The organism is Pseudarthrobacter sp. MDT1-22 (genome assembly GCF_054511035.1).
Genome location: NZ_JBTNDK010000013.1, coordinates 15,749 through 37,373 on the forward strand (window position 1 = coordinate 15,749; position 21,625 = coordinate 37,373).

The 21,625-nt window shown below is 66.3% G+C and carries 19 protein-coding genes; 11 read left to right on the top strand and 8 right to left on the bottom strand.

The features are described 5' to 3' along the window. Nucleotides 1–17: 17 nt before the first annotated feature. Genes purU (ACX80M_RS11740) through ACX80M_RS11750 form a run of 3 tightly spaced genes read right to left on the bottom strand, consistent with a single transcriptional unit; the run spans nt 18 to nt 3,280 of the window. A complete protein-coding gene (purU, locus tag ACX80M_RS11740; protein ID WP_252602934.1) occupies nt 18–995 on the bottom strand; it encodes a formyltetrahydrofolate deformylase in 978 nt (325 codons plus the stop codon). Between the two features lie 9 nt (nt 996–1,004). After that, the gene (locus ACX80M_RS11745; RefSeq protein ID WP_252602936.1) at nt 1,005–2,894 is read right to left on the bottom strand and encodes a BCCT family transporter; all 1,890 of its coding nucleotides are present in this window, start codon (nt 2,892–2,894) and stop codon (nt 1,005–1,007) included. 35 nt (nt 2,895–2,929) lie between these two features. Then, nucleotides 2,930–3,280, bottom strand: a complete 351-nt coding sequence (locus tag ACX80M_RS11750; protein WP_104060247.1) for a bifunctional 3-phenylpropionate/cinnamic acid dioxygenase ferredoxin subunit — start codon at nt 3,278–3,280, stop codon at nt 2,930–2,932. 248 nt (nt 3,281–3,528) lie between these two features. Here ACX80M_RS11750 and ACX80M_RS11755 point away from each other — a divergent pair, with 248 nt between their 5' ends. Both ACX80M_RS11755 and ACX80M_RS11760 read left to right on the top strand, forming a co-directional pair. Then, the gene (locus ACX80M_RS11755; RefSeq protein WP_459309740.1) at nt 3,529–4,758 is read left to right on the top strand and encodes an NAD(P)/FAD-dependent oxidoreductase; all 1,230 of its coding nucleotides are present in this window, start codon (nt 3,529–3,531) and stop codon (nt 4,756–4,758) included. 83 nt (nt 4,759–4,841) lie between these two features. Further along, complete coding sequence (locus tag ACX80M_RS11760) at nt 4,842–5,978, top strand: aromatic ring-hydroxylating oxygenase subunit alpha (protein ID WP_252602940.1); 1,137 nt, start codon at nt 4,842–4,844, stop codon at nt 5,976–5,978. 69 nt (nt 5,979–6,047) lie between these two features. Here the strand turns inward: ACX80M_RS11760 and ACX80M_RS11765 are convergent, their stop codons facing one another. Then, a complete protein-coding gene (locus ACX80M_RS11765; protein ID WP_252602942.1) occupies nt 6,048–6,860 on the bottom strand; it encodes an IclR family transcriptional regulator in 813 nt (270 codons plus the stop codon). A 36-nt stretch (nt 6,861–6,896) separates the two neighbouring features. After that, nucleotides 6,897–8,171: a helix-turn-helix transcriptional regulator gene (locus ACX80M_RS11770; RefSeq protein ID WP_252602944.1), complete on the bottom strand. Its 1,275-nt coding sequence runs from the start codon at nt 8,169–8,171 to the stop codon at nt 6,897–6,899. A 130-nt stretch (nt 8,172–8,301) separates the two neighbouring features. On the opposite strand from ACX80M_RS11770, the gene hxlB reads away from it, so the two are divergent. Further along, nucleotides 8,302–8,904, top strand: coding sequence for a 6-phospho-3-hexuloisomerase (gene hxlB / locus ACX80M_RS11775; protein WP_252602946.1), 603 nt, complete (start codon nt 8,302–8,304; stop codon nt 8,902–8,904). 58 nt (nt 8,905–8,962) lie between these two features. Continuing rightward, a complete protein-coding gene (gene hxlA / locus ACX80M_RS11780; protein ID WP_252602949.1) occupies nt 8,963–9,586 on the top strand; it encodes a 3-hexulose-6-phosphate synthase in 624 nt (207 codons plus the stop codon). 111 nt (nt 9,587–9,697) lie between these two features. On the opposite strand, the gene ACX80M_RS11785 is transcribed toward hxlA, so the two are convergent. Then, nucleotides 9,698–10,369 (bottom strand): GntR family transcriptional regulator, encoded by a 672-nt coding sequence (locus ACX80M_RS11785; protein WP_459309741.1) that lies wholly within the window; start codon nt 10,367–10,369, stop codon nt 9,698–9,700. Between the two features lie 158 nt (nt 10,370–10,527). On the opposite strand from ACX80M_RS11785, the gene glyA reads away from it, so the two are divergent. From glyA to purU (ACX80M_RS11820), 7 genes are read left to right on the top strand one after another with little or no spacing between them, the layout of a single operon-like run. Further along, complete coding sequence (gene glyA / locus ACX80M_RS11790; RefSeq protein WP_308293024.1) at nt 10,528–11,925, top strand: serine hydroxymethyltransferase; 1,398 nt, start codon at nt 10,528–10,530, stop codon at nt 11,923–11,925. After that, the gene (locus ACX80M_RS11795; protein ID WP_252609413.1) at nt 11,922–13,142 is read left to right on the top strand and encodes a sarcosine oxidase subunit beta family protein; all 1,221 of its coding nucleotides are present in this window, start codon (nt 11,922–11,924) and stop codon (nt 13,140–13,142) included. The genes glyA and ACX80M_RS11795 overlap by 4 nt, the downstream gene beginning before the upstream one ends. A 27-nt stretch (nt 13,143–13,169) precedes the next feature. Further along, nucleotides 13,170–13,580 (top strand): sarcosine oxidase subunit delta, encoded by a 411-nt coding sequence (locus tag ACX80M_RS11800; protein WP_252614924.1) that lies wholly within the window; start codon nt 13,170–13,172, stop codon nt 13,578–13,580. Then, the gene (locus ACX80M_RS11805; protein ID WP_252614923.1) at nt 13,577–16,519 is read left to right on the top strand and encodes a sarcosine oxidase subunit alpha family protein; all 2,943 of its coding nucleotides are present in this window, start codon (nt 13,577–13,579) and stop codon (nt 16,517–16,519) included. The genes ACX80M_RS11800 and ACX80M_RS11805 overlap by 4 nt, the downstream gene beginning before the upstream one ends. Next, entirely contained in the window at nt 16,512–17,147 is a 636-nt protein-coding gene (locus ACX80M_RS11810) for a sarcosine oxidase subunit gamma (RefSeq protein ID WP_252609409.1), read from the top strand. The genes ACX80M_RS11805 and ACX80M_RS11810 overlap by 8 nt, the downstream gene beginning before the upstream one ends. Beyond that, on the top strand, nt 17,147–18,520 hold the full coding sequence (locus tag ACX80M_RS11815) for an L-serine ammonia-lyase (protein ID WP_459309742.1): 1,374 nt from the start codon (nt 17,147–17,149) through the stop codon (nt 18,518–18,520). The genes ACX80M_RS11810 and ACX80M_RS11815 overlap by 1 nt, the downstream gene beginning before the upstream one ends. Before the next feature lie 2 nt (nt 18,521–18,522). Then, entirely contained in the window at nt 18,523–19,419 is an 897-nt protein-coding gene (gene purU / locus ACX80M_RS11820; protein ID WP_459309743.1) for a formyltetrahydrofolate deformylase, read from the top strand. 187 nt (nt 19,420–19,606) lie between these two features. Here purU (ACX80M_RS11820) and ACX80M_RS11825 read toward each other — a convergent pair whose 3' ends face one another. Both ACX80M_RS11825 and ACX80M_RS11830 read right to left on the bottom strand, forming a co-directional pair. Next, the gene (locus ACX80M_RS11825; protein ID WP_252609404.1) at nt 19,607–19,804 is read right to left on the bottom strand and encodes a hypothetical protein; all 198 of its coding nucleotides are present in this window, start codon (nt 19,802–19,804) and stop codon (nt 19,607–19,609) included. A 264-nt stretch (nt 19,805–20,068) separates the two neighbouring features. Beyond that, nucleotides 20,069–21,625, bottom strand: a complete 1,557-nt coding sequence (locus ACX80M_RS11830) for a helix-turn-helix domain-containing protein (protein ID WP_252609402.1) — start codon at nt 21,623–21,625, stop codon at nt 20,069–20,071.

A 21,625-nucleotide genomic window follows, 5' to 3' on the forward strand; every position in this document is an offset into this window, starting at 1 on the left:
CTTGGAGGGTGTTCGCGTTAGCGGAATACGACGGTGCGGGTGTTGTTGAGCAGGACTCGGTGCTGGCAATGCCACTTCACGGCGCGGGACAGGGCCTGCGTTTCGGCGTCCCTACCCACGGTCACCAGGGCTTCGGCATCCAGGCTGTGGTCCACCCGGAAGACCTCCTGCTCGATGATGGGGCCCTCGTCGAGGTCGGGCGTCACGTAGTGCGCCGTTGCCCCGACGAGCTTCACGCCGCGGTCGTAGGCCTGGTGATACGGCTTGGCACCCTTGAAGCCGGGCAGGAACGAATGGTGGATGTTGATGGCCCGGCCGCGCAGGCTGGTGCACAGGTCGTTGGACAGCACCTGCATGTAGCGGGCCAGGACCACCAGGTCCGCGTTGTACTCGGCCACGAGTTCCAGCAGCCGGGCCTCCGCTTCAGGTTTAGTGCCCGCCGTCACCGGGACATGGATGAACGTCAGCCCAGCCGATTCGGCCATGGCGCGCAGGTCCTCGTGGTTGGAAACCACGACGGCGATCTCCGCACCCAGGCTGCCCGCCTGCCAGCGGAAAATCAGGTCGTTCAGGCAGTGCCCGAACTTCGAGACCATCACCAGCAGCCGCTGCGGCCTGCCGTCGTGGATGCTGAAATCCATCCCGAATTCGTGGGCCGTCGGCGCGAACTCTGCGGTGAGGCTCTCCGCGGTGCTGGGGTTCCGCTGGTCGAGCCCGCCCAAACAAGGATCCGGGCGGGCCTGGTCACCGGCGCCGCCGGTGAAGGCCGTGCGCAGGTACAGGTTGCCGCTGACGTGGTCGTCGAACTGCTGGTGCTCCACGATGTCGAAGCCGCGGTCGGCCAGGAAGGCTGTCACGGCCCGGACGATGCCGGGCTGTTCGGGGCAGGACAGGGTGAGGACAAATTCGGCGCGGCGGGTTTTGGCGGCCGCCGTCGCAGCACCCGCAACGGCCGTGACGCTGCGCGGAGGGCGGCTTTCAATGATGGTGGTCACGAAGTTCTCCTAAAGTGCCGGTGTGGGCTTGGTGGCGTCGCCAGGACATGGGCTGTCGGCTGAACAGCGACCGCCGCACTCATGCCTGGTCACCAGGTCGAACTGGACTCCCCCATGCTGGTCTACGCCCTCGCGGATGGCACGTTCTACCACTGAGTCCGCCAGCCGGCGCCTGAGGGACATTGGGTCCCGGCGCAGGTCCTTGACGAGGGCGAAGCACAGCAGCAGCATGACCAGAACGAACGGCAGCGCCGCCACAATGGTGATGCGTTGTAGACCGGACAGTGCTTCCGAGGGCTCGTCGCCGCCGGCCAGCAGCATGACCGCCGCCACGGCACCGGTGAGGAGGCCCCAGAAAATCACGAGGCCTCGTTTCGGATCGGAGGACCCATTGGAGCTCAGTGACCCCATGATGATCGACGCCGAGTCGGCTCCGGTGATGAAGAAAATGGCCACCAGGACCATGGCCAGGATAATGACCGCCGTGGTCAGCCAGGCAGGCATGGACATGTTCTTTACCAGGTCGAAGAGGGCGCCGTCGAAGGATATGGAAGGCGTTCCGTTAGCCATGGACACCAGGCCGGGCGTGCCCGCCTTGTCCGCTTCCTGCTGGACATGGAAGGCGGTTCCGCCAAAGATTCCGAACCAGATGACGCTGACGATGCTGGGGACCAGCAGGACGCCGGTAACGAACTGGCGGATCGTTCGACCCCGGCTGATCCGGGCGATGAACATGCCGACAAAAGGCGTCCAGGATACCCACCAAGCCCAGTAGAAGATGGTCCAGCCGGACATCCACTTGCGCAACGCCTCGTCACCGACGGCCTCCGTGCGGGAGGACATTTCGGCCAGATCTCTGGCGTAGTCTCCTACTGCGGCGGGGATGAGGTTGAGGATGAACAGGGTTGGCCCGGCGATGAAGACGATGAGCGCCAGGATCACGGCCAGGACCATGTTGATGTTGGACAGCCACTGGATGCCGCGGCTGATGCCGGAGACAGCCGAGGCAACGAAACAGGCCGTCAGGATGGCGACGATAGCCACCAGGACGGGGGTGCCGATTTCGCCGATCCAGCCGTTCGATGTCAGGCCGCTGCCGATCTGCAGTGCACCTAGGCCGAGGGAAGCGGCCGTGCCGAAGAGCGTGGCAAAGATCGCGAGGATGTTGATGAACTTCCCCACAGGCCCTTCCACAGTCCTGATGCCGAACAGCGAAGTAAACGCTGCGGAGATCAGCTGCCTGCGGCCCAGGCGGTAGGTGCCGTAGGCCATGGCAATTCCCACGACGGCGTACATGGCCCAAGGATGGAGGGTCCAGTGAAAGATGGAGGTGGCCATGGCCGTCTGGATGGCTGCGGGAGTACTCCCGTCCACGGTTCCGGGCGGCGGGGAGATGTAGTGGTAGAGCGGCTCCGCTACGCCGTAGAACATCAGGCCGATGCCCATGCCTGCCGCGAACATCATGGAGACCCAGGAGACTGTCTTGAACTCGGGTTTTTCGCCATCCTTGCCCAGTGGGATGTTGCCCCATTTACCAAGGGCCAGCCAGAGGACGAAGACAACAAACAATGATGCCAGGACCATAAAGAGCCAGCCGGTGTACTCCATGACCCAGTTCAGGGCAAGTGTTGAGGTGGCGGACAGGCTATCCCGCCCGAGGAAGCCCCAGGCCACGAACGCCAGGGCGAGGGCGCCGGTGATGCCGAAGGTGGCCTTGTCGAGGGTGAGCTTACGGTTCCGGCGGTTTGTCACCGCCTGTTCGGACCGGGCCTGGCGGAGTTCGTGCATGATCTGCTCGGTGTCCTCGGCCTCGGCGAGCTGATCCTGGACAGTTATCGGAAGGGAGTCTGTGTCAACGCTGATTTCGTTGACCGCGCGGGTGTCGCTGTTCAAAGCCATGAGCAAGTCCTTTTGTTCGGATGCATGGGCTGGTGCTAGACGTGGCCGTCCACTGTCAGGCCGGGGGGAAGGTTGGGGACCTCCGTGGATTCGGTGATCATGATGTCGCCGTCGATCACTGTTACTTCGTGGGAGCGCACCGGCAGCTTGGCCGGCGGCGCGTCGACGCTCCCCGTGCGCAGGTTGAACCTGGAGGCGTGCAGCGGGCATTCCACCCAGCAGTCCTCCACCCAGCCGTCCGCCAGCGAGGCGTCCTGGTGGGTGCACGTGTCGTCGATGGCAAAGAGCTCGCCTTCCTCGGTGTGGAAGACGGCGATAGGCGGCGACGTATTGAGCCGCAGCGCTTCCCCGGGAGCCAATTCACTGAGCGGGCATGCCTTGTGCATGGGTGGACCTCTTATTTCTTCGGGGACCCTTGTGTCTGCCGCGATGGCCGCTAAGTTCCGCATTGAACAACAGCAATCGCAATAAGCAACAGAGTGCTCCAGCTCACAGCGCTTGTCAAGGGTTTTCTCTTCTGTTGCGGGCTCCCGACTTCCTGACATTCCACCCTTGACAGCGACCGTGGCATAGATCACGCTGTTGCATATAGCGATTGTTGTTGCGTAAGAAGCAATTGAAAGAGGCTGTATTGATGCAGACGCTTGCGATTATCGGAGCCTCCCTGGCGGGCCTTTCCGCCGCCCGGGCGGCCCGCGCCCAAGGCTTTACCGGACGGCTGGTCATCATCGGCGATGAACCCCACCGGCCGTACGACCGCCCGCCCCTGTCCAAGGACTTCCTGCTCGGCGCGATCTCGGCAGACGACCTCTTCCTGGAGACCGACGCCGACGAGCTGGCGGCCGAGTGGGTGCTGGGTGCCGAGGCCGTTTCCCTGGATGCGTCGTCCCGGACCATCCACCTTAAGGACGGCCGCACCATACAGTCGGACGGCATCGTGATCGCGACGGGCGCCAGGGCGCGGCGACTGCCCACGCTGGCCGGTCTCAGCAATGTCTTTACGCTCCGCACGCTCGCGGACGCACAGAGCCTTGCCCCCGAGCTGGTGCCCGGAAGCAGGATGGCCGTGATCGGTGCCGGCTTCATCGGCGCCGAAGTTGCCGCAGCCGCCGCGTCGCGGGGCATGGAAGTGACCATGATCGACACCAAGCCCGTGCCGTTCGCCGCGCAGCTCGGAACCGAGATGGGCGGCGTGGTTGCCGGCCTGCACGCCGTCAACGGAGTGGAGCTCATTTCCTCTGCCGTGATCGAGGACTTCTACAGCGGCGAAGGCAACGTCACCGGAATCCGACTGGCCGGAGGACGCTACGTGGCCGCCGACGTCGTCGTGGTTGGCATTGGAGCCGAGCCCAACACCGGCTGGCTGGAGGGCTCCGGCCTGGAGCTGCGCGGCGGCGTGCTGTGCGACGCCATGGGACGGACCGGCATGCCGGGAATCGTGGCCGTGGGCGACTGCGCCGCCTGGTTCGACCAGGCAACGGGCACGCACCGCCGGATTGAACACTGGACCGGCGCCCTGGAGCGTGCCGCCATCGCCGTCGAAGCACTCCTGGATGCCGACGCCGCGCCCCGCCCGGCCAAGCCGCACTATTTCTGGTCCGACCAGTACGGCGTGAAGCTGCAGTTCGCCGGCCGTTCCGCCGGCTACGACCGGGTGGAGATCGAAGTGGGCGACGTCAACGCGCACTGCTGCCTCGCCGTCTACTACCGCGATGATGTCGCTGTGGCGGTCCTCGGCATGAACCAGCCGCGGCTGTTTACCAAGTGGCGACGGAGCCTCGCGGCACCTGCCGCGGCACCCGGCGTGGCAGCACCCGTCCGGCTGGACGTTCCCGGACTCGTGGGGGCCGCCGTCGTGTCCTGAAAACCCTGCTCCGCCGCTACAAACCTGAAACCCCGCGTTATGGCCTGTGTTGTTAGTTGATCTTTGTTCGTTAGGAGGACAAATTGTCTGTTGAGGTAAGTGCCCCGAGTCTGATCCCCACCCTTCCCGGCCACACGTATGTGGATGAGGGCGTGTTCCGCGCAGAGCAGGAGCGGATCTTCGAGCAGATGTGGTTCTGTGCCATCCGCTCGGCCGACCTGGACAAGCCGGGCGCCTGGCGGACCGTCCAGATCGGGCGGGAAAGCGTGCTGATCAGCCGCACCCGCAAGGGCGGGATCCGCGCCTTCTACAACATCTGCCGGCACCGCGGCGTCAAGCTGTGCATGGAGGAGCAGGGTGAAGCGGCGCGCTCATTCCAGTGCCCGTACCACGCCTGGACCTACGATTTCGAGGGCAAGCTCATCGCGGCGCCCAACCTGACCAAGATGCCGGATATCGACCGCGACGAGTACGGCCTGGTGAAGGTCCACATCCGCGAATACCTGGGCTACGTCTGGGTGTGCCTGGCGGACGAGCCGCCGTCTTTCGAAGTGGACGTAATGGGCGCCATCGAGGAGCGGCTCGGCGACCTGAAGGCGATCGAGGGCTATGATGTGGCCAACCTCAGCCTGGGCCGCCGCATCCGCTACGACGTGAAGGCGAACTGGAAGCTCATCATTGAGAACTTCATGGAGTGCTACCACTGCGCCACCATCCACCCGGAACTGACGGAGGTCCTGCCGGAGTTCGCGGACGGCCTGGCTGCGCAGTACTTCGTGGGGCACGGCGCGGAGTTCGGTGAGGACGTCAAGGGCTTCACCATCGATGGCTCCGAGGGGCTCGACCTGATTCCGGGAATCGAGGAGGGCCAGGACCGCCGCTACTACGCCATCACCATCAAGCCCACGGTGTTTGTGAACCTGGTCCCGGACCACGTGATCATCCACCGCATGTTCCCCATGGCCGCGGACCACACCATCGTGGAATGCGACTGGCTGTACCTGCCCAGTGTCGTGGAGAGCGGCAAGGACGTCAGCGCCTCGGTGGAACTGTTCCACCGTGTCAACCAGCAGGACTTCGACGCCTGCGAGCGCTGCCAGCCGGCCATGGGCTCGAAGGTCTACGCCAAGGGCGGCGTCCTGGTGCCGAGCGAGCACCACATCGGAGCGTTCCACGACTGGGTACAGGGGAAGGTTGGGGACGTCGTCCCGCGCGCCTAAGCGAAGCGCCGGGTTGCGGCCCTTCGCCGTCGCTTAGCGCGGAGTACCGCAGCCCGGCTAGAGGCTAGATCACCGGGTCCCGGTGTAGCCCATCTTGGCGCTGATCTGTAGCCCCGCCTGCTTCAGTGCCTCGATGAGTCCGGGCGCCGTTTCCGGATCAAAGCGGAAGGCCGGCCCGGAGATGCTGACTGCACCGATGACCGCCCCCATATGGTTCAACACGGGCACTGACATCGAGTTGAGCCCGATTTCGAATTCCTCCCGCACCACGCCATAGCCGTCACGGGCGACGTCGAGCAGCTGGGTTTCGAGCTCTTTCCGGTTGGTGATGGTCCGCGGAGTCCGGGCCGGCAGCCCGGTCTCCTTCAGGACGCGGTCCCGCTCGTCCGCGGGCAGCGCCGCCAGCAGGACTTTGCCGCTCGACGTCGCGTGCAGCGGTGTCAGGCTGCCCACCCAGTCATACGTTGCCAGCGTTGACGGCCCCATGGCCTGGTCCACGTTGACGGCGTAGTTGGAGCGCAGGACCGCGAGGTTCACCGTCTCCTTGAATTCGTCCGCCAGGCCTTCCAGCACTGGCCGGGCTTCGCGGACCAGGCTGAGCCGGCCGGGGATGGAGCTTGCCAGCCGGAGTATGCCGAAGCCCAGCTGGTACTTTCCCCGCTCGCTGTTCTGGTGGACCATTTCCCGGCTTACCAACGAACCCAGCAGCCGGGAGACAGTGGATTTGTGGATGCCCATCTCTTCGGCGATGTCGCTCACGCCGGCGTGGCCGTCGCGGGCCAGGATCTCCAGGACCGCTAGGGCCCGGTCCACGGACTGGACGCCGCCGTGCTGGCCTGAGTCCGCATCGGCGTCGGGATCTCGGTCATTGTTGGATGCCATGGTCCATACTCTCAAGTAGTTTGCGGCTTGGCGAAATCAGCGCAGGCCGTTGCTGTGGGCCATCGCGATGGCTTCGGTGCGGGACGAGGCGCCCACCTTCCGGTATATGTTGCGGAGGTGGAACTTCACCGTGTTTTCGCTGATGTGCAGTTTCGCGGCGATGGCACGGTTCCGCTGGCCTGATGCCAGCAGCTGAAGGACCTCCAGTTCGCGGTTCCCGAGCTTCCAGTCGGAGACGTCGGCCAGCTGCCTCGCCGGCGGGTCGAGCGGGATGGACACGGCGACGTCGGCGCCCCAGCCGGGCATCACGTCCACCGACATGGTGCCGTCCAGGGCTTCGACGCGCCGGGTTAGGCGGGCCATGGAAGGCGTCGCCGCGGACAGTTCGCCGGGACCGTCGTCGCGGACGTTGACCAGGAGGTTCTCGCCGTCGCAATCCCACTGCGTGCGGATCCGGCGGACTCCGGCCTGGTCCATCATGGCCAGGACCAGCCCGCGGACGATCGCCCTGGCAGCATGGGCCACTTCGCCGGGCAGGGCGCGGCCGTTGACGGGAGGCTCGATGAACTGGACGTCGATGCCGCTGAAGTTCACCAGTGGCTTGAGGTCCTCGCGGAGACGCTGGAACGCGGTGGCGACGGGTTCCTCCACGAGTTCCGTGGTGCGGTCGCTGAGCGTGCGTAGCGCTACGAGTGCCCGCGCGGCGACGTCGGTGGCGGACTTCCGCGCCAAGTCGTCACTCAGCGCAGGCGATCTCAGCGCGGCAAGCACGGTTTCCAAGGTGGTGGAGTGGCGGTCCACCAGTTCGGCGGTCACCCTTAAGCGTTCGGCCGACGCCGCGCGGGATTCAATCAGGTACGACGGCGGCGCATCGGCCACCTTTTCACGGATCCGCTCGGCGGCCAGGGTCCAGAGATAGCGGACGAGCCGCTCTGCCTCCTGGCCGGCGGGGTCCGGTACGGGCTGCGGATCGGCGAGGACGAGCAGCGCGTTGCTGGGTGAGGACAGGGCAAGGACAGGACGCACCTCCCCGCCGATCAGCGCCTCTCCGCTCCAGGACTCGCCGTTCGGGCATTCTCGGACCAGTAGCGCCCGGATGTGGTCCAGTTCGGCGATGGAAACCCTGCTGATGATGGCTTCGTCGCCGGCCTTCTTCTGGGGCCGTCCAGTGCAGTCCTCGGTGAAGATGACTAGGGCGCTGCTACCGAGATAGGGAAGGGTGGCCTCCCGCAGCCGCTGCGCGATGGTGGCCAGCGGGGCGGCGGACAGCGCGGTGATGGCTTCGAGCAGGACTCCATAAGACGTATCCACCTGCCCAGTTTACGGGTGCACTGGACGCCGCCTACCCGTTTGGGTGGGCAGGACTGTCCGATGATGGCGTTGGCCCAACTCAACGGACGGGACAGGATGGAGGAGTCGCAAACGAAGGAGGCTGCCGCCAATGAGTGTCACCGCAGAAACCAGTCCAGCCGGCCTGACCGGAACGTCCAAGGCTTTTGACCGGAACCGGGCTCTGGTCCTGGGCGAGATCAGTGCAGTGTCAGGGCGCGTTGACCCGGCGCAGGTCGCAGCCCTCGTCACCGAGCTGAGGCTGGCCGACAGGATCTTCGTGACCGGCGCCGGACGCAGCGGCCTTGTCCTGAAGATGGCGGCCATGCGGCTCATGCATCTCGGCCTGACGGTGCACGTCGTCGGTGAGACCACGGCACCCGCCATCCGCACCGGCGACCTGCTGCTGGCAGCTTCCGGCTCCGGAAGCACCGCAAGCGTTGTCACGGCGGCGGAAACCGCGGCCGCGCGAGGTGCCCGGGTGGCTGCCTACACCACAAGCTCCGGTTCCCCGCTCGCGGCCGTTGCTATCGCCGTCGTACTTATCCCCGCCGCCCAAAAGACTGACCACGGCTCGGCGGTGTCCCGGCAATATTCGGGCAGCCTCTTTGAGCAGGTGCTGTTCACCACCACCGAGGCGGTGTTCCAAAGCCTCTGGGACGAGGATGCTGCGTCACCGGAAGACCTCTGGCAGCGCCACGCGAACCTCGAATAGCCCGCACCGGCCCACCTTTCTCCACCGAAATCCGTCCCCACCCGAAAGAAGAACCCACATGAAACTGCAAGTAGCCATGGACGTCCTGACCGTCGAAGCCGCCCTCGACCTCGCCGGCAAGGTTGCCGAATACGTTGACATCATTGAGCTCGGAACGCCGCTGGTGAAGAACGCCGGACTGTCCGCCGTTACCGCCGTCAAGACCGCCCACCCGGACAAGATCGTCTTCGCCGACCTTAAGACCATGGACGCCGGCGAACTCGAGGCTGACATCGCGTTCAGCGCGGGTGCAGACCTGGTGTCAGTCCTCGGCGGCGCCGACGATTCCACCATCGCCGGCGCGGTCAAGGCAGCGAAGGCCCACAACAAGGGCATCGTTGTGGACCTGATCGGCGTGGCGGACAAGGTGACCCGCGCCAGGGAAGCCCGCGCCCTCGGAGCCAAGTTCATCGAGTTCCACGCCGGACTGGACGAGCAGGCCAAACCGGGCTACAACCTGGACGTGCTCCTCCGCGCCGGGGAGGAAGCGCGCGTGCCGTTCTCCGTGGCCGGCGGAGTGAACATCTCCACTATCGAAGCCGTGCAGCGCGCCGGGGCGGATGTAGCCGTCGTCGGCGGGTCCATCTACAGCGCCGACGACCCCGCCCTGGCAGCGAAGGAGCTGCGCGCCGCCATCATCTAGCCCTCCAGAACGCTCTCTCACTTAACGCAGGAATTTAGGGAACGCTCTCTCAACCGGTGAGAGAGGGATTCGGTCTTGTGTGCAGAAAGTGAGAGAGCGTTCCGGTTCGGCTTAGAGCACCTTGCGGATGGTTTCCTCAAAGCTGGTGACGTGGTGCAGGGCCAGTTCGCCGGCCTTGTCGGCGTCCCCCGCGGCCACCGCCTTGAGCAGCTCCACATGCTCGGTGATGTGGCCACTAACCGAGGGCACCTTGTCCAGGACCAGGCACCAGATGCGCGTGGCCAGGTTGTCGTAGCGGATCAGCGTGTCTTCCAGGTGCGGGTTGGCGGCCGCCTTATAGATCAGCCGGTGCACGGTCAGGTCGTAGCGCATCAGGTCCCGGGACTCCCCCGGGCTGGGATCCAGCTCCGCGATGGCATCGGCCGCCTGCAGCAGTTCACGGCGCATGGACTCGCTTGCCCTTTTGGCCGCCCGCCGCGCGGCCAGCGGCTCCAGCAGCTCCCGGATCTCCGAGACGTCGGCGAGCTCCGTGAAGTCCACATTGGTGGCAAAGGTCCCGCGGCGCGGATAGGAAACCACCAGATGGTCTACCTCAAGCCGCTTGATCGCCTCACGCACGGGAGTGCGGCCGAAACCGAGCTCGGCCGCCAGCTGCCCGTCGTTGATGGGCTCACCCGGCCGGATCTCCAGCATGATCAGCTTGTCGCGCAGCTGCCGGTAGGCGGCCTCTGCCTGCGATGGCGCTTCGCCCTCCGCGGGGGGCAAGGCAAGAAGTGCATTCAAGGCGCCACTCCGTTCTTCACTTTTCAGGCTCCGACTTACAAGCGGAAGCTCCATGCCACTTTGGTTCCAGCTATTGACTCTGCTGTGATCCCAATCATACCATTGACCTCACACTGATATATCAGTCATAACAACAGTGGTATTTCAAAGGAGCAACCGTGGTTGAGCAGTTGAACGAGCGACTTTCCGCAGTCGATCCCGAGGTCCAGCAGGCCATTAACAATGAGCTGGTCCGCCAGCAGTCAACACTGGAAATGATCGCCTCGGAGAATTTCGCCCCGTCCGCCGTTATGGAGGCGCAGGGCTCCGTCCTGACGAACAAGTACGCCGAGGGCTACCCGGGCAAGCGCTACTACGGGGGCTGCGAGCACGTGGACGTCATCGAGCAGCTCGCCATCGACCGCGTCAAGGACCTGTTCGGCGCCGAATTCGCCAACGTCCAGCCGCACTCCGGCGCCCAGGCCAATGCCGCCGCCATGTTCGCCCTGCTGAACCCGGGCGACACCATCATGGGCCTGAGCCTGGCCCACGGCGGCCACCTCACCCACGGCATGAAGATCAATTTCTCCGGCAAGCTCTACAACGTGGTCCCCTACCACGTGCGTGAATCGGACCTCCGGATCGATATGGCCGAGGTCGAGGCGCTGGCCCTGGAACACCGCCCGAAGCTGATCGTCGCCGGCTGGTCCGCCTACTCCCGCCAGCTCGACTTCGCCGAGTTCCGCCGGATCGCCGACCTCGTGGACGCCTACCTCATGGTGGACATGGCGCACTTCGCCGGCCTCGTCGCCGCAGGGCTGCATCCCAACCCGGTCCCCTACGCCGACGTGGTCACCACCACCACACACAAGACCCTCGGCGGCCCGCGCGGCGGAGTCATCCTCGCCAAGGAACAGTACGCCCGCAAGATCAACAGCGCCGTGTTCCCCGGCCAGCAGGGCGGCCCGCTGGAGCACGTCATCGCCGCCAAGGCCGTGGCTTTCAAACTCGCCGGCACCCCCGAATTCAAGGAACGCCAGGAACGCGTCCTGCAAGGATCCAAGCTGCTGGCCGAACGGCTCCTCCGCGACGACGTCGCCGCGGCCGGCATCTCCGTGGTCAACGGCGGCACCGACGTGCACCTGGTCCTGGTGGACCTCCGCCACTCGGAACTGGACGGCCAGCAGGCCGAAGACGCGCTGCACCGGATCGGCATTACGGTGAACCGCAACGCTGTACCGTTCGATCCCCGCCCGCCGATGGTGTCCTCGGGACTCCGCATCGGCACGCCGGCCCTCGCCACCCGGGGCTTCGGCGCCGTGGAGTTCGCCGAAGTTGCGGACATCATCGCGACGGCGCTCATCGCCGCCGTCACTGGCACTGCCAACAACGACGCCGGGGACGGCACCTCCGGCGGTGCGCGCCTCAGCGACGACGCCGCCGTCGTACTCCGAGCCCGGGTCACCGCCCTGGCCGGCCAGTTCCCGCTTTACGAGCATCTTTCCCAGGACGGCAGCGGCGCCGAGATCGCCGCCTTCACCGAACTCGATACAGACCTGATTGGAGCAGCCCAGTGAGCAACCAACAGCTCCCGGAACACCCGGATTTCCTCTGGCGGAACCCGGAGCCCAAGTCCTCCTACGACGCCGTGATTGTGGGCGGCGGCGGGCACGGCCTGGCTACCGCCTACTTCCTGGCCAAGAACCACGGGATGACCAACATCGCCGTCCTGGAAAAGGGCTGGCTGGCCGGCGGCAACATGGCCCGGAACACCACCATCATCCGTTCCAACTACCTCTGGGACGAGAGCGCGGCCATCTACGAGCACGCCCTCAAGCTCTGGGAAATCCTGCCGGAGGAGCTCGAATACGACTTCCTGTTCAGCCAGCGCGGCGTGATGAACCTCGCCCACACCCTGGGTGACGTCCGCGAAAGCATCCGACGTGTCGGTGCGAACAAGCTCAACGGCGTGGACGCTGAATGGCTGGATCCGCAGCAGGTCAAGGAACTCTGCCCCATCCTGAACATCAACGACAACATCCGCTACCCCGTCATGGGAGCCACGTACCAGCCGCGTGCGGGCATCGCCAAGCACGACCACGTGGCCTGGGCCTTCGCCCGCAAGTGCGACGAGCTCGGCGTGGACATCATCCAGAACTGCGAAGTCACCGGCTTCGTCAAGGACGGCAACCGCGTGGTGGGCGTAAAAACCAACCAGGGCACCATCAACACCGAAAAAGTGGGCCTCTGCGCCGCCGGGCACAGCTCGGTCCTGGCGGAAATGGCCGGCTTCCGGCTCCCCATCCAGTCCCACCCGCTCCAGGCACTCGTCTCCGAACTGCACGAACCCGTCCACCCCACCGTGGTCATGTCCAACCACGTGCACGTCTACGTCTCCCAGGCCCACAAGGGCGAACTCGTCATGGGAGCCGGCGTGGACTCCTACAACGGCTACGGCCAGCGCGGCTCCTTCCATGTGATCGAGCACCAGATGGCTGCCGCCGTCGAACTCTTCCCCATCTTTGCCCGGGCGCACGTGCTCCGGACGTGGGGCGGCATCGTGGACACCACCCTGGACGCCTCCCCCATCGTTGGCACCACGCCGGTGGAGAACATGTTCGTGAACTGCGGCTGGGGCACCGGCGGCTTCAAGGGCACCCCGGCCGCCGGGCTCACATTCGCGCACACCATCGCCACCGGAACCCCGCACAAGCTGAACAAGCCGTTTGCGCTGGAACGCTTCGAAACCGGCGCCCTGATCGACGAACACGGCGCTGCCGCCGTCGCCCACTAGCCGCCGTCCCCTAGAAAGAAGACGCACATGCTGCTTATCCCATGCCCCAACTGCGGCTCCCGCGACGAGACCGAGTTCCACTACGGCGGCCAGGCCCACGTGGCCTACCCGGAAAACCCCGCCGGGCTGAACGACCGCGAATGGGCCGAGTACCTGTTCTACCGGGACAACACCAAGGGCGCCTTCGCCGAGCGCTGGCTGCACAGCACCGGCTGCCGCCAGTGGTTCAACATGCTCCGCGACACCGTCACCTACGACATCCAGGCCGTCTACCCGATGGGCACTCCCCGGCCCGCAACCGCCAAAACGAACGCCACCGACGCCGGCACTGCCAGCACCGCCGCTGACAGCACCACCACCGGAAACGCCGCGCCCAGCACCTCTTCAACCAGCATCACCGCCTCCAGCACCACCGCCCCGGAAGGAGCATCCAAGTGACTTCCCAGAACGCCCGCCTCGCCGCCGGCGGACGCATCGACCGCACCATCTCCTGGCGCTTCACCGTGGACGGCGAGGAATTCACCGGACACCCCGGTGACACACTCGCCTCCGCGCTGCTCGCCAACGGCCGGATCGCCGCCGGAAACTCGCTCTACGAGGACCGGCCCCGCGGCATCATGTCCGCCGGGGTGGAGGAAGCCAACGCGCTGGTCAGGATCGAACCCCGCTTCCCCGGCCACGTGGCAGAGTCCATGCTCCCCGCCACCACCGTCACGCTGGTGGACGGCCTCACAGCAGGCATGCTCAACGGCCTGGGCCGTCTGGACCCTGAGGAAGACCGCGCCGAATACGACAAGAAGTACGTGCACACCGACGTCCTGGTGATCGGCGGCGGCCCCGCCGGCCTCGCCGCGGCCCGTGAAGCGGTCCGCACCGGTGCCCGCGTGATGCTTATGGACGACCAGCCCGAACTGGGCGGATCGCTCCTGTCCGGATCCACTGCGCCCGGACGGGCCGAGACCATCGAAGGCAAGCCCGCCCTGGAATGGGTGGCTGATGTGGAAGCCGAACTCATTTCCGGAGCCGAAAGCACAGTCCTGAACCGCACCACGGCCTTCGGCGCCTACGATGCCAACTACGTCATCGCGGTCCAGAACCGCACCGACCACCTGTCCAGCCCGGCCGCCCCCGGCGTCTCCCGGCAGCGGATTTGGCACGTGCGTGCTAATCAGGTGGTGTTGGCTCCCGGCGCCCACGAACGGCCCCTGGTCTTCGAGAACAACGACCGCCCCGGCATCATGCTCGCCTCGGCTGTCCGCAGCTACCTCAACCGCTACGCCGTGGCCGCCGGGCAGCGCGTGGTCATCAGCACCACCAACGACAGCGCCTACGCCCTCGCCGCGGACCTGCGCGCCGCCGGCGTCAAGGTGGCGGCCGTCGTCGACGCCCGTCCCGCCCTCACTGAAGTGGCAGCTGCCGCCGTCGAAGCCGGCACCCGAGTGCTGATCGGCAGCGCGGTGGCCAACACCGCCGCGAACGGCACCGGCCGGCTAAACGCCGTCACCGTCCGCAGCATTAACGACGACGGCGAGCTCACCTCGGGCGTCGAAGAGATCGCCTGCGACCTGCTGGCAGTCTCCGGCGGCTGGAGCCCGCTGGTCCACCTCCACTCGCAGCGGCAGGGCAAGCTGCGCTGGGACGAGGACCTGGCGGCGTTCGTGCCGAGCACCGTGGTGCCGAACCAGCAGTCCGTTGGCTCCGGCCGCGGCAGCTTTGAACTCGAGGACTGCGTGGCCGAGGGCATCTCCGCCGGCGCCGCAGCTGCCATTGCTGCGGGCTTCCAGTCCGACACAAAACCGGCCGTCCTCGGCGGGCCGAAGGCCTCCGGCCCGACCCGCCAGCTCTGGCTGGTCCCCGGCCAGGCAGGCACCCCGGATGACTGGCACCACCACTTTGTGGACTTCCAGCGCGACCAGTCCGTGGCCGACGTCCTGCGCTCCACCGGCGCCGGAATGCGGTCCGTGGAACACATCAAGCGCTACACCTCCATCAGCACCGCCAACGACCAGGGCAAGACCTCCGGCGTCAACGCGATCGGCGTCATCGCCGCCGCTCTCCGCACCGCCGGCGAAGCATCCCGGGGCATCGGCGACATCGGCACCACCACCTACCGGGCACCGTTCACCCCGGTGGCGTTCGCAGCCCTCGCCGGACGCCAGCGCGGCGAGCTGTTCGACCCCGCCCGCGTCACGTCCATCAACCCCTGGCACGTCGCGCAAGGTGCCCTGTTCGAGGACGTCGGGCAGTGGAAGCGGCCCTGGTACTACCCGCAGGCCGGGGAGGACATGGATGCTGCCGTGCTCCGCGAGTGCGCGGCTGTCCGCGAATCCGTGGGCTTTATGGACGCCACCACCCTGGGCAAGATCGAAATCCGTGGCAAGGACGCCGGCGAGTTCCTCAACCGGATCTACACCAACGCCTTCAAGAAGCTCGCCCCGGGTTCCGCCCGCTACGGCGTGATGTGCATGGCGGACGGCATGATTTTCGACGACGGCGTGACCCTGCGCCTCGACGATGACCGGTACTTCATGACCACCACCACCGGCGGTGCCGCGAAGGTGCTGGACTGGCTGGAGGAATGGCTGCAGACCGAATGGCCTGAGCTGGACGTGCACTGCACCTCGGTGACCGAACAGTGGACCACCATTGCCGTCGTCGGGCCTAAATCCCGGGCGGTGCTCGCCAAACTGGCGCCGGACCTGGCAGCGGGCGGCGGGCTGGAAGCGGAAGCCTTCCCGTTCATGACGTTCCGCGAAACCACCCTCGCCTCCGGCGTGCAGGCGCGGGTCTGCCGGATTTCCTTCTCCGGCGAGCTGGCCTACGAGATCAACGTGCCGTCCTGGTACGGGCTGAACACTTGGGAAGCCGTGGCCGCGGCAGGGGCCGAATTCAACATCACCCCCTACGGCACCGAAACCATGCACGTCCTCCGCGCCGAGAAGGGCTACCCGATCGTCGGGCAGGACACGGACGGCACAGTCACCCCGCAGGACGCGGGGATGGAATGGGTGGTGTCCAAGGCCAAGGACTTCATCGGCAAGCGCTCCTACGCCCGGGCCGATGCCCAGCGCGGGGACCGCAAGCACCTGGTCAGCGTCCTGCCTGTGGACGGGACGCTGCGGCTGCCCGAAGGCACCCAGCTCGTGGAAAAGGGGATCACCACGAACCCCGCCTACGGCCCGGTGCCCATGCAGGGCTTCGTGACCTCGAGCTACCACAGCGCCGCGCTGGGCAGGTCCTTCGCGCTGGCACTGATCAAGAATGGCCGCAACCGCATCGGCGAGACCCTGGTGGCCGCCGCCGGCGACCAGCTGGTTGACGTTGTTATCGCAGAAACCGTACTTTTTGACCCCGAAGGGACCCGCAAAGATGGCTAACACAGCAGCAATCAACCGCATCAATGGACTCCGGGACATCCGCCGCAGCCCAGCCTCCCACCTGGCCGCTGCCCTGGCGGCCGGCTCCATCCAAGGGACTGTGGTCCTGAAAGAGGGCCCGTTCCAGACGATGGCGGGCGTCCGCGTGGACCCCCGCTCCGAGGAAGGCGCACGGATCGCCGCCGTTGCCGGCAGCCTGCCGGCACGCTACGGCGACGTGGGCGGCACGGACCGCGTTATCATCCTCTGGCTGGGACCGTCCGAGTTCCTGGTGGTGGCACCGGAAGAAGCCCACGATTCCCTGGGCGGAGACCTCATCGGCTCGCTCGTGGCCGCGCTGGGCGATGCTCCGGGCCAGGTGGTGGACCTCTCCGCGAACCGCACAACGTTCGAGCTGTCGGGCCCGCGGGCCCGTGCGACCCTCGAAAAGGGCTGTGCCCTGGACCTGCACCCGCGCAGCTTCACCGTGGGAACCGCCCTGTCCACGGAAATCGGCAACATCCCCGTGGTCCTGCAGAAGACCGGCGAGGAGAGCTTCCGGCTCCTCCCCCGGGCTTCGTTCGCGGACTTCCTGGGCCGGTGGCTCCTGGACGCCATGAGGGAGTTCGCTTCCCCCGAGGTACCTTGATGGCGCTGAGCGCCCTGGACCTGTTCTCCGTTGGCATCGGGCCGTCGTCGTCACACACGGTCGGCCCGATGCGGGCAGCGAAGCTGTTCGCCGACGGACTTAAGGGCGGCGGGCTCCTGAGCTCCACCACCCGGGTCCAGGCCGAGCTGTTCGGCTCGCTGGGTGCCACCGGCCGGGGCCACGGCTCCGACAAGGCGGTGGTCCTGGGCTTGCAGGGCCTGGACCCGGAAACGGTGGACACCTCCACCGCCGACGACCAGGTGGCCGCCGCGGCGCTCGACGCCGAACTCAGGATCTGCGGGGACCACCGCGTGGACTTCAACTGGGACGAGGACGTGGTGCTGCACCGCCGCAAGTCCCTGCCCGCCCACCCCAACGGCATGACGTTCCGCGCCATGGACCACGCCGGCAAAGTCCTCAGCGAACGGAGCTTCTACTCCATCGGCGGCGGCTTCGTGGTGGACGGTGACGCCGATGCCGGCGACCGCGTGGTGGCCGATGCCACCGTCCTCCCCTACCCCTTCACCACCGCCGACGAACTCCTGGCGATCTGCAGCCGCGAAGGCATGTCCATTTCCGACGTCATGCTCGCCAACGAGCTCGTCTGGCGCAGCGAAGCGGAACTCCGCGAAAAGCTGCTGGGACTCTGGGCGGTCATGCGCGAATGCGTGGACAACGGCTGCGCCGCGGAAGGGATCCTTCCCGGCGGGCTGAACGTCAGGCGCCGGGCGCCGTCGTTATTCCGCACGCTGACCGCTGATACCGGCGTCACCGACCCCCTCCGGGCCATGGAATGGGTGAACCTCTTCGCCCTCGCCGTCAACGAGGAAAACGCCGCCGGCGGGCGCATCGTCACCGCCCCCACCAACGGCGCGGCCGGCATCGTCCCGGCGGTGCTGCACTACTACGTGAAGTTCGTTCCGGGAGCGAACGACGACGGTGTGATTCGCTTCCTGCTGGCCGCGGCCGCCGTCGGGATCCTGTTCAAGCTTAACGCCTCGATCTCCGGCGCTGAAGTGGGCTGTCAGGGCGAAGTAGGTTCCGCGTGCTCCATGGCCGCCGCCGGCCTCTGCGAGGTGCTGGGCGGCACGCCGGAGCAGGTGGAAAACGCCGCCGAAGTGGGCATTGAACACAACCTCGGTCTGACGTGCGACCCGGTGGGCGGCCTGGTGCAGATCCCCTGCATCGAACGGAACGCCATCGCCAGCGTGAAAGCCATCAACGCCGCGCGACTGTCCCTCCACGGGGACGGCAGCCACAAGGTGTCGCTGGACAAGGCCATCAAAACCATGCGTGAGACAGGAGCGGACATGAAAACCAAATACAAGGAAACCTCCCGCGGAGGCCTCGCCGTCAACGTGATCGAGTGCTAGCCATGACAGCCATCCAGAATGAGGCGTCGCTTGCGCGGCCCGTCACCACCGTGGAACACGTCCTGACTTTGGATTGCGCGGAGCAGCCCGGGATTGTCCACGCCGTGTCCGGCTTCCTGCTGGAGCATGGCTGCGACATCGTGGACAGCAAGCAGTTCGGCGAACGGTCGGAGGCGCACTTCTTCATGCGTGTGCACTTCGCGTCCGACGGCGATGCCTCCACCGCGGGAACGCTCCGGGCTGCTTTCGGCCCGCTAGCCGAACGGTTCGGGATGCGCTGGCGGCTGGAGCCGCACGGCGCCAAGCGCCGCGTGCTGATTATGGTGTCCAAGTTCGGGCACTGCCTCAACGACCTGCTGTTCCGCGCCCGCAGCGGCGAACTGCCGGTGGACGTGGCGGCCGTGGTCTCCAACCACACGGACCACCAGGCGCTGGTGGAATGGCACGGCATCCCGTTCTTCCATGTGCCGGTCACCGCCGACACCAAGCCGGCGGCCGAGGCCCGGCTGCTCGAGCTGGTGGACACGTTCGACGTGGAGCTGGTGGTGCTGGCCCGCTACATGCAGGTGCTCAGCGACGACCTCACCCGGCGGTTGGATGGCCGGGCGATCAACATCCACCACTCGTTCCTGCCCAGCTTCAAGGGCGCCAAGCCATACCACCAGGCCTACGCGCGCGGCGTGAAGACCGTGGGGGCAACTGCGCATTACGTGAATGCCGAGCTGGACGAGGGGCCGATCATCTCCCAGCAGACGGTGGAAGTGGACCACACGTACGGGCCGGAGGACCTGGTTGCTGCCGGCCGGGATACCGAGTGTAAGGCGCTGTCTAATGCTGTGCGCTGGCACTGCGAAGGCCGGGTCATCCTGCAGGGCAACAGGACGGTAGTGCTCCGCTAACGCCCCCACTCCCCCGTTACCTTTTTAGTAGCCCCCTACCCCCTAGGACGCTCTCTCACTAAATGTGACTTTGCCGGCGATCCTCGCTCACTTAATGCGGGTTTTACCGTGACGCTCTCTCACCGTGGTCAGGGAGCGTCACGGTCTAAAGGGCCGACGTCGTCGCGACGCGCGTTTCCGCGGACGCTCAGTCGCTGCTGGCAAAACCAGCCATATCTCGTCTCCTGTCGCTGAGGAGCCGTGCGCCGCCAAGGTGATGTCCGCCGTCGCACTGGATGGAGCCGGCGGTGACGGTAGGCGAGATCGGTCGACGGCGATCGCCCATGCGGATGCCGTCGATCAGTTCGATCTCGTCTTCCAGCGCCAGGACGGTATGGCCGAACACTCCCTTCCGGCGGACCGCTGGCAGTGAACGCGGCTTACTCAGATGAAGCTCTGTGGAATCGGCAAGCCAGGGCGGCAGCAGCTGGCACCGAAGCCGGGCCGCGCCTTCCAGATCGAAGTCCCAGACGGTGTGATGCTGCAGAAGTTATCCACAGGCGGGCGCTGGCCCTGGGTAAGTGCGAGAGGGTCTGCCGAAAAGCTGCATGAAGTGAGAGAGGATCGCCGGAAAACCCACATCAAGTGAGAGAGCGTTGCCCGGGGCCGGCTAGAGTGCGGCGAGCCGGGCGGCCAGGTGCAGCGCTGCCAGACGGCCCGTTCCGCGGGGATCGCCGCCGCAGAGTGAGAAGATTCGCTGCAGCCGCTGATGCATCGACTGGCGCTCCAGGTGCAGCTCACGCGCAGCCTGCGCCGTGTTACAGCCGGAATCCAGCCAGACCCGCAGCGTCTCAACAAGCGCGGAATTTCGTTGGGCATCGTGGACGAGGAGGGCGCCGAGCTGCTGGCTGACATAGTCCGTGCGCTGCGTGTCATCCAGGGAATGGAAAGCGAGCCGCTCCACCGCGAAAGCGTCGGCGTCGAGGACCACTCCGGACTGTCCCGGCCCGGCTCTGAGCGGCCCGGCCTTGAGCGGCTCGGCGCCGGCGGCAAGGTCCAGCGTCAGCCGGGCTTCCGTCAGGGACCATGGCGCGGCGGAGATTCCGGTGGCCACCGGACCGACGGCGCTGACAGTTCCCTCCGGCAACGCCAGCGACTGCAGTCCGGCCAGAATTGCGTCCCGGTCTTCCTGCGTCTTCCCGGGGCGGAGAACGGCCAGCGCCAAGAGTTCCGCGTTGTCGGCGTAACTTGCACTGTGATGCCCCACCCGCTCCAGCAGGTGCTCCACGGCCATCCGGGGTTGCCGTGAGCCGGGGGACCGAACCACAACAGCCACCAGCTGCGCGGCCAACGGGATCCCGGCTGCCGGAGCGAGCTGCTGGAGCCGCCAGTTTTGAGTTCCAGAATCGACGGCGCGGATCAGCGCCGCACCCGCCATCTCCTTCAGGCCCGGGGGCATGCGCTGCAGCAGGGCCAACGCCAGAATGTCCACCGAGCGGTTGCCCGCGATCCTCGCCAGGTTCACATCAGCTCCCGCCAGGGCGTGAAGCGTAAGGCGGGCTGAAGGGATGCCACGCACGGACACGTCAACCTGGATGATCCGCGCACGATCCGGCGCGGCCTCGATAGACGCTCCGGGTTCCGGCTCCTCCGCATGATCAGCCGGCAGCGCGCTGGCCAGCGGGGCGCCCGCGGTGGACGTCAGCTCAACTTCCGAGCCGGTAGCGTCCGCCAGGACAGCCAGGATCCGATCAAGGCTGCCGCCATGGGCCAGCTCCACTGCCATGGCATGGCTGGCCTGGTCAGCCTGCTGCAAGTGGGCAGCTGACTCACTCACAAGCAACGAGTTGATCGCTTCCATGACGCCGACAAAGGGCACAACTTTGCGGAGCTCTATCAAGGGAAGCCCGGCGGCTTCAGCTGCTGCCACCATCGACGACGGTATCGAGGCCAGCTCCGTGCCAGTCTCTATGGCCAGCGCAGCCACTCCACGTTCCGCCAGTTCCCAGATGTAGCCAATACGCCGCTTATCCGTTGCCGAGACGAGGGCCTGACCGCCGGTGAGCAACAGTTCACCGCCGCCAAGTAACGGGGCAATGTCCAATACCTCACTGGAATGAATCCAGCGCAGCTGCGTCTGGGCCGCAATGGCCGCCGCTGCGCGGATCACAGGGTCCGCCGGCGTGAGGGTGGAATGTTTCAAGACATCCTGCAGGCGTATTGGCAT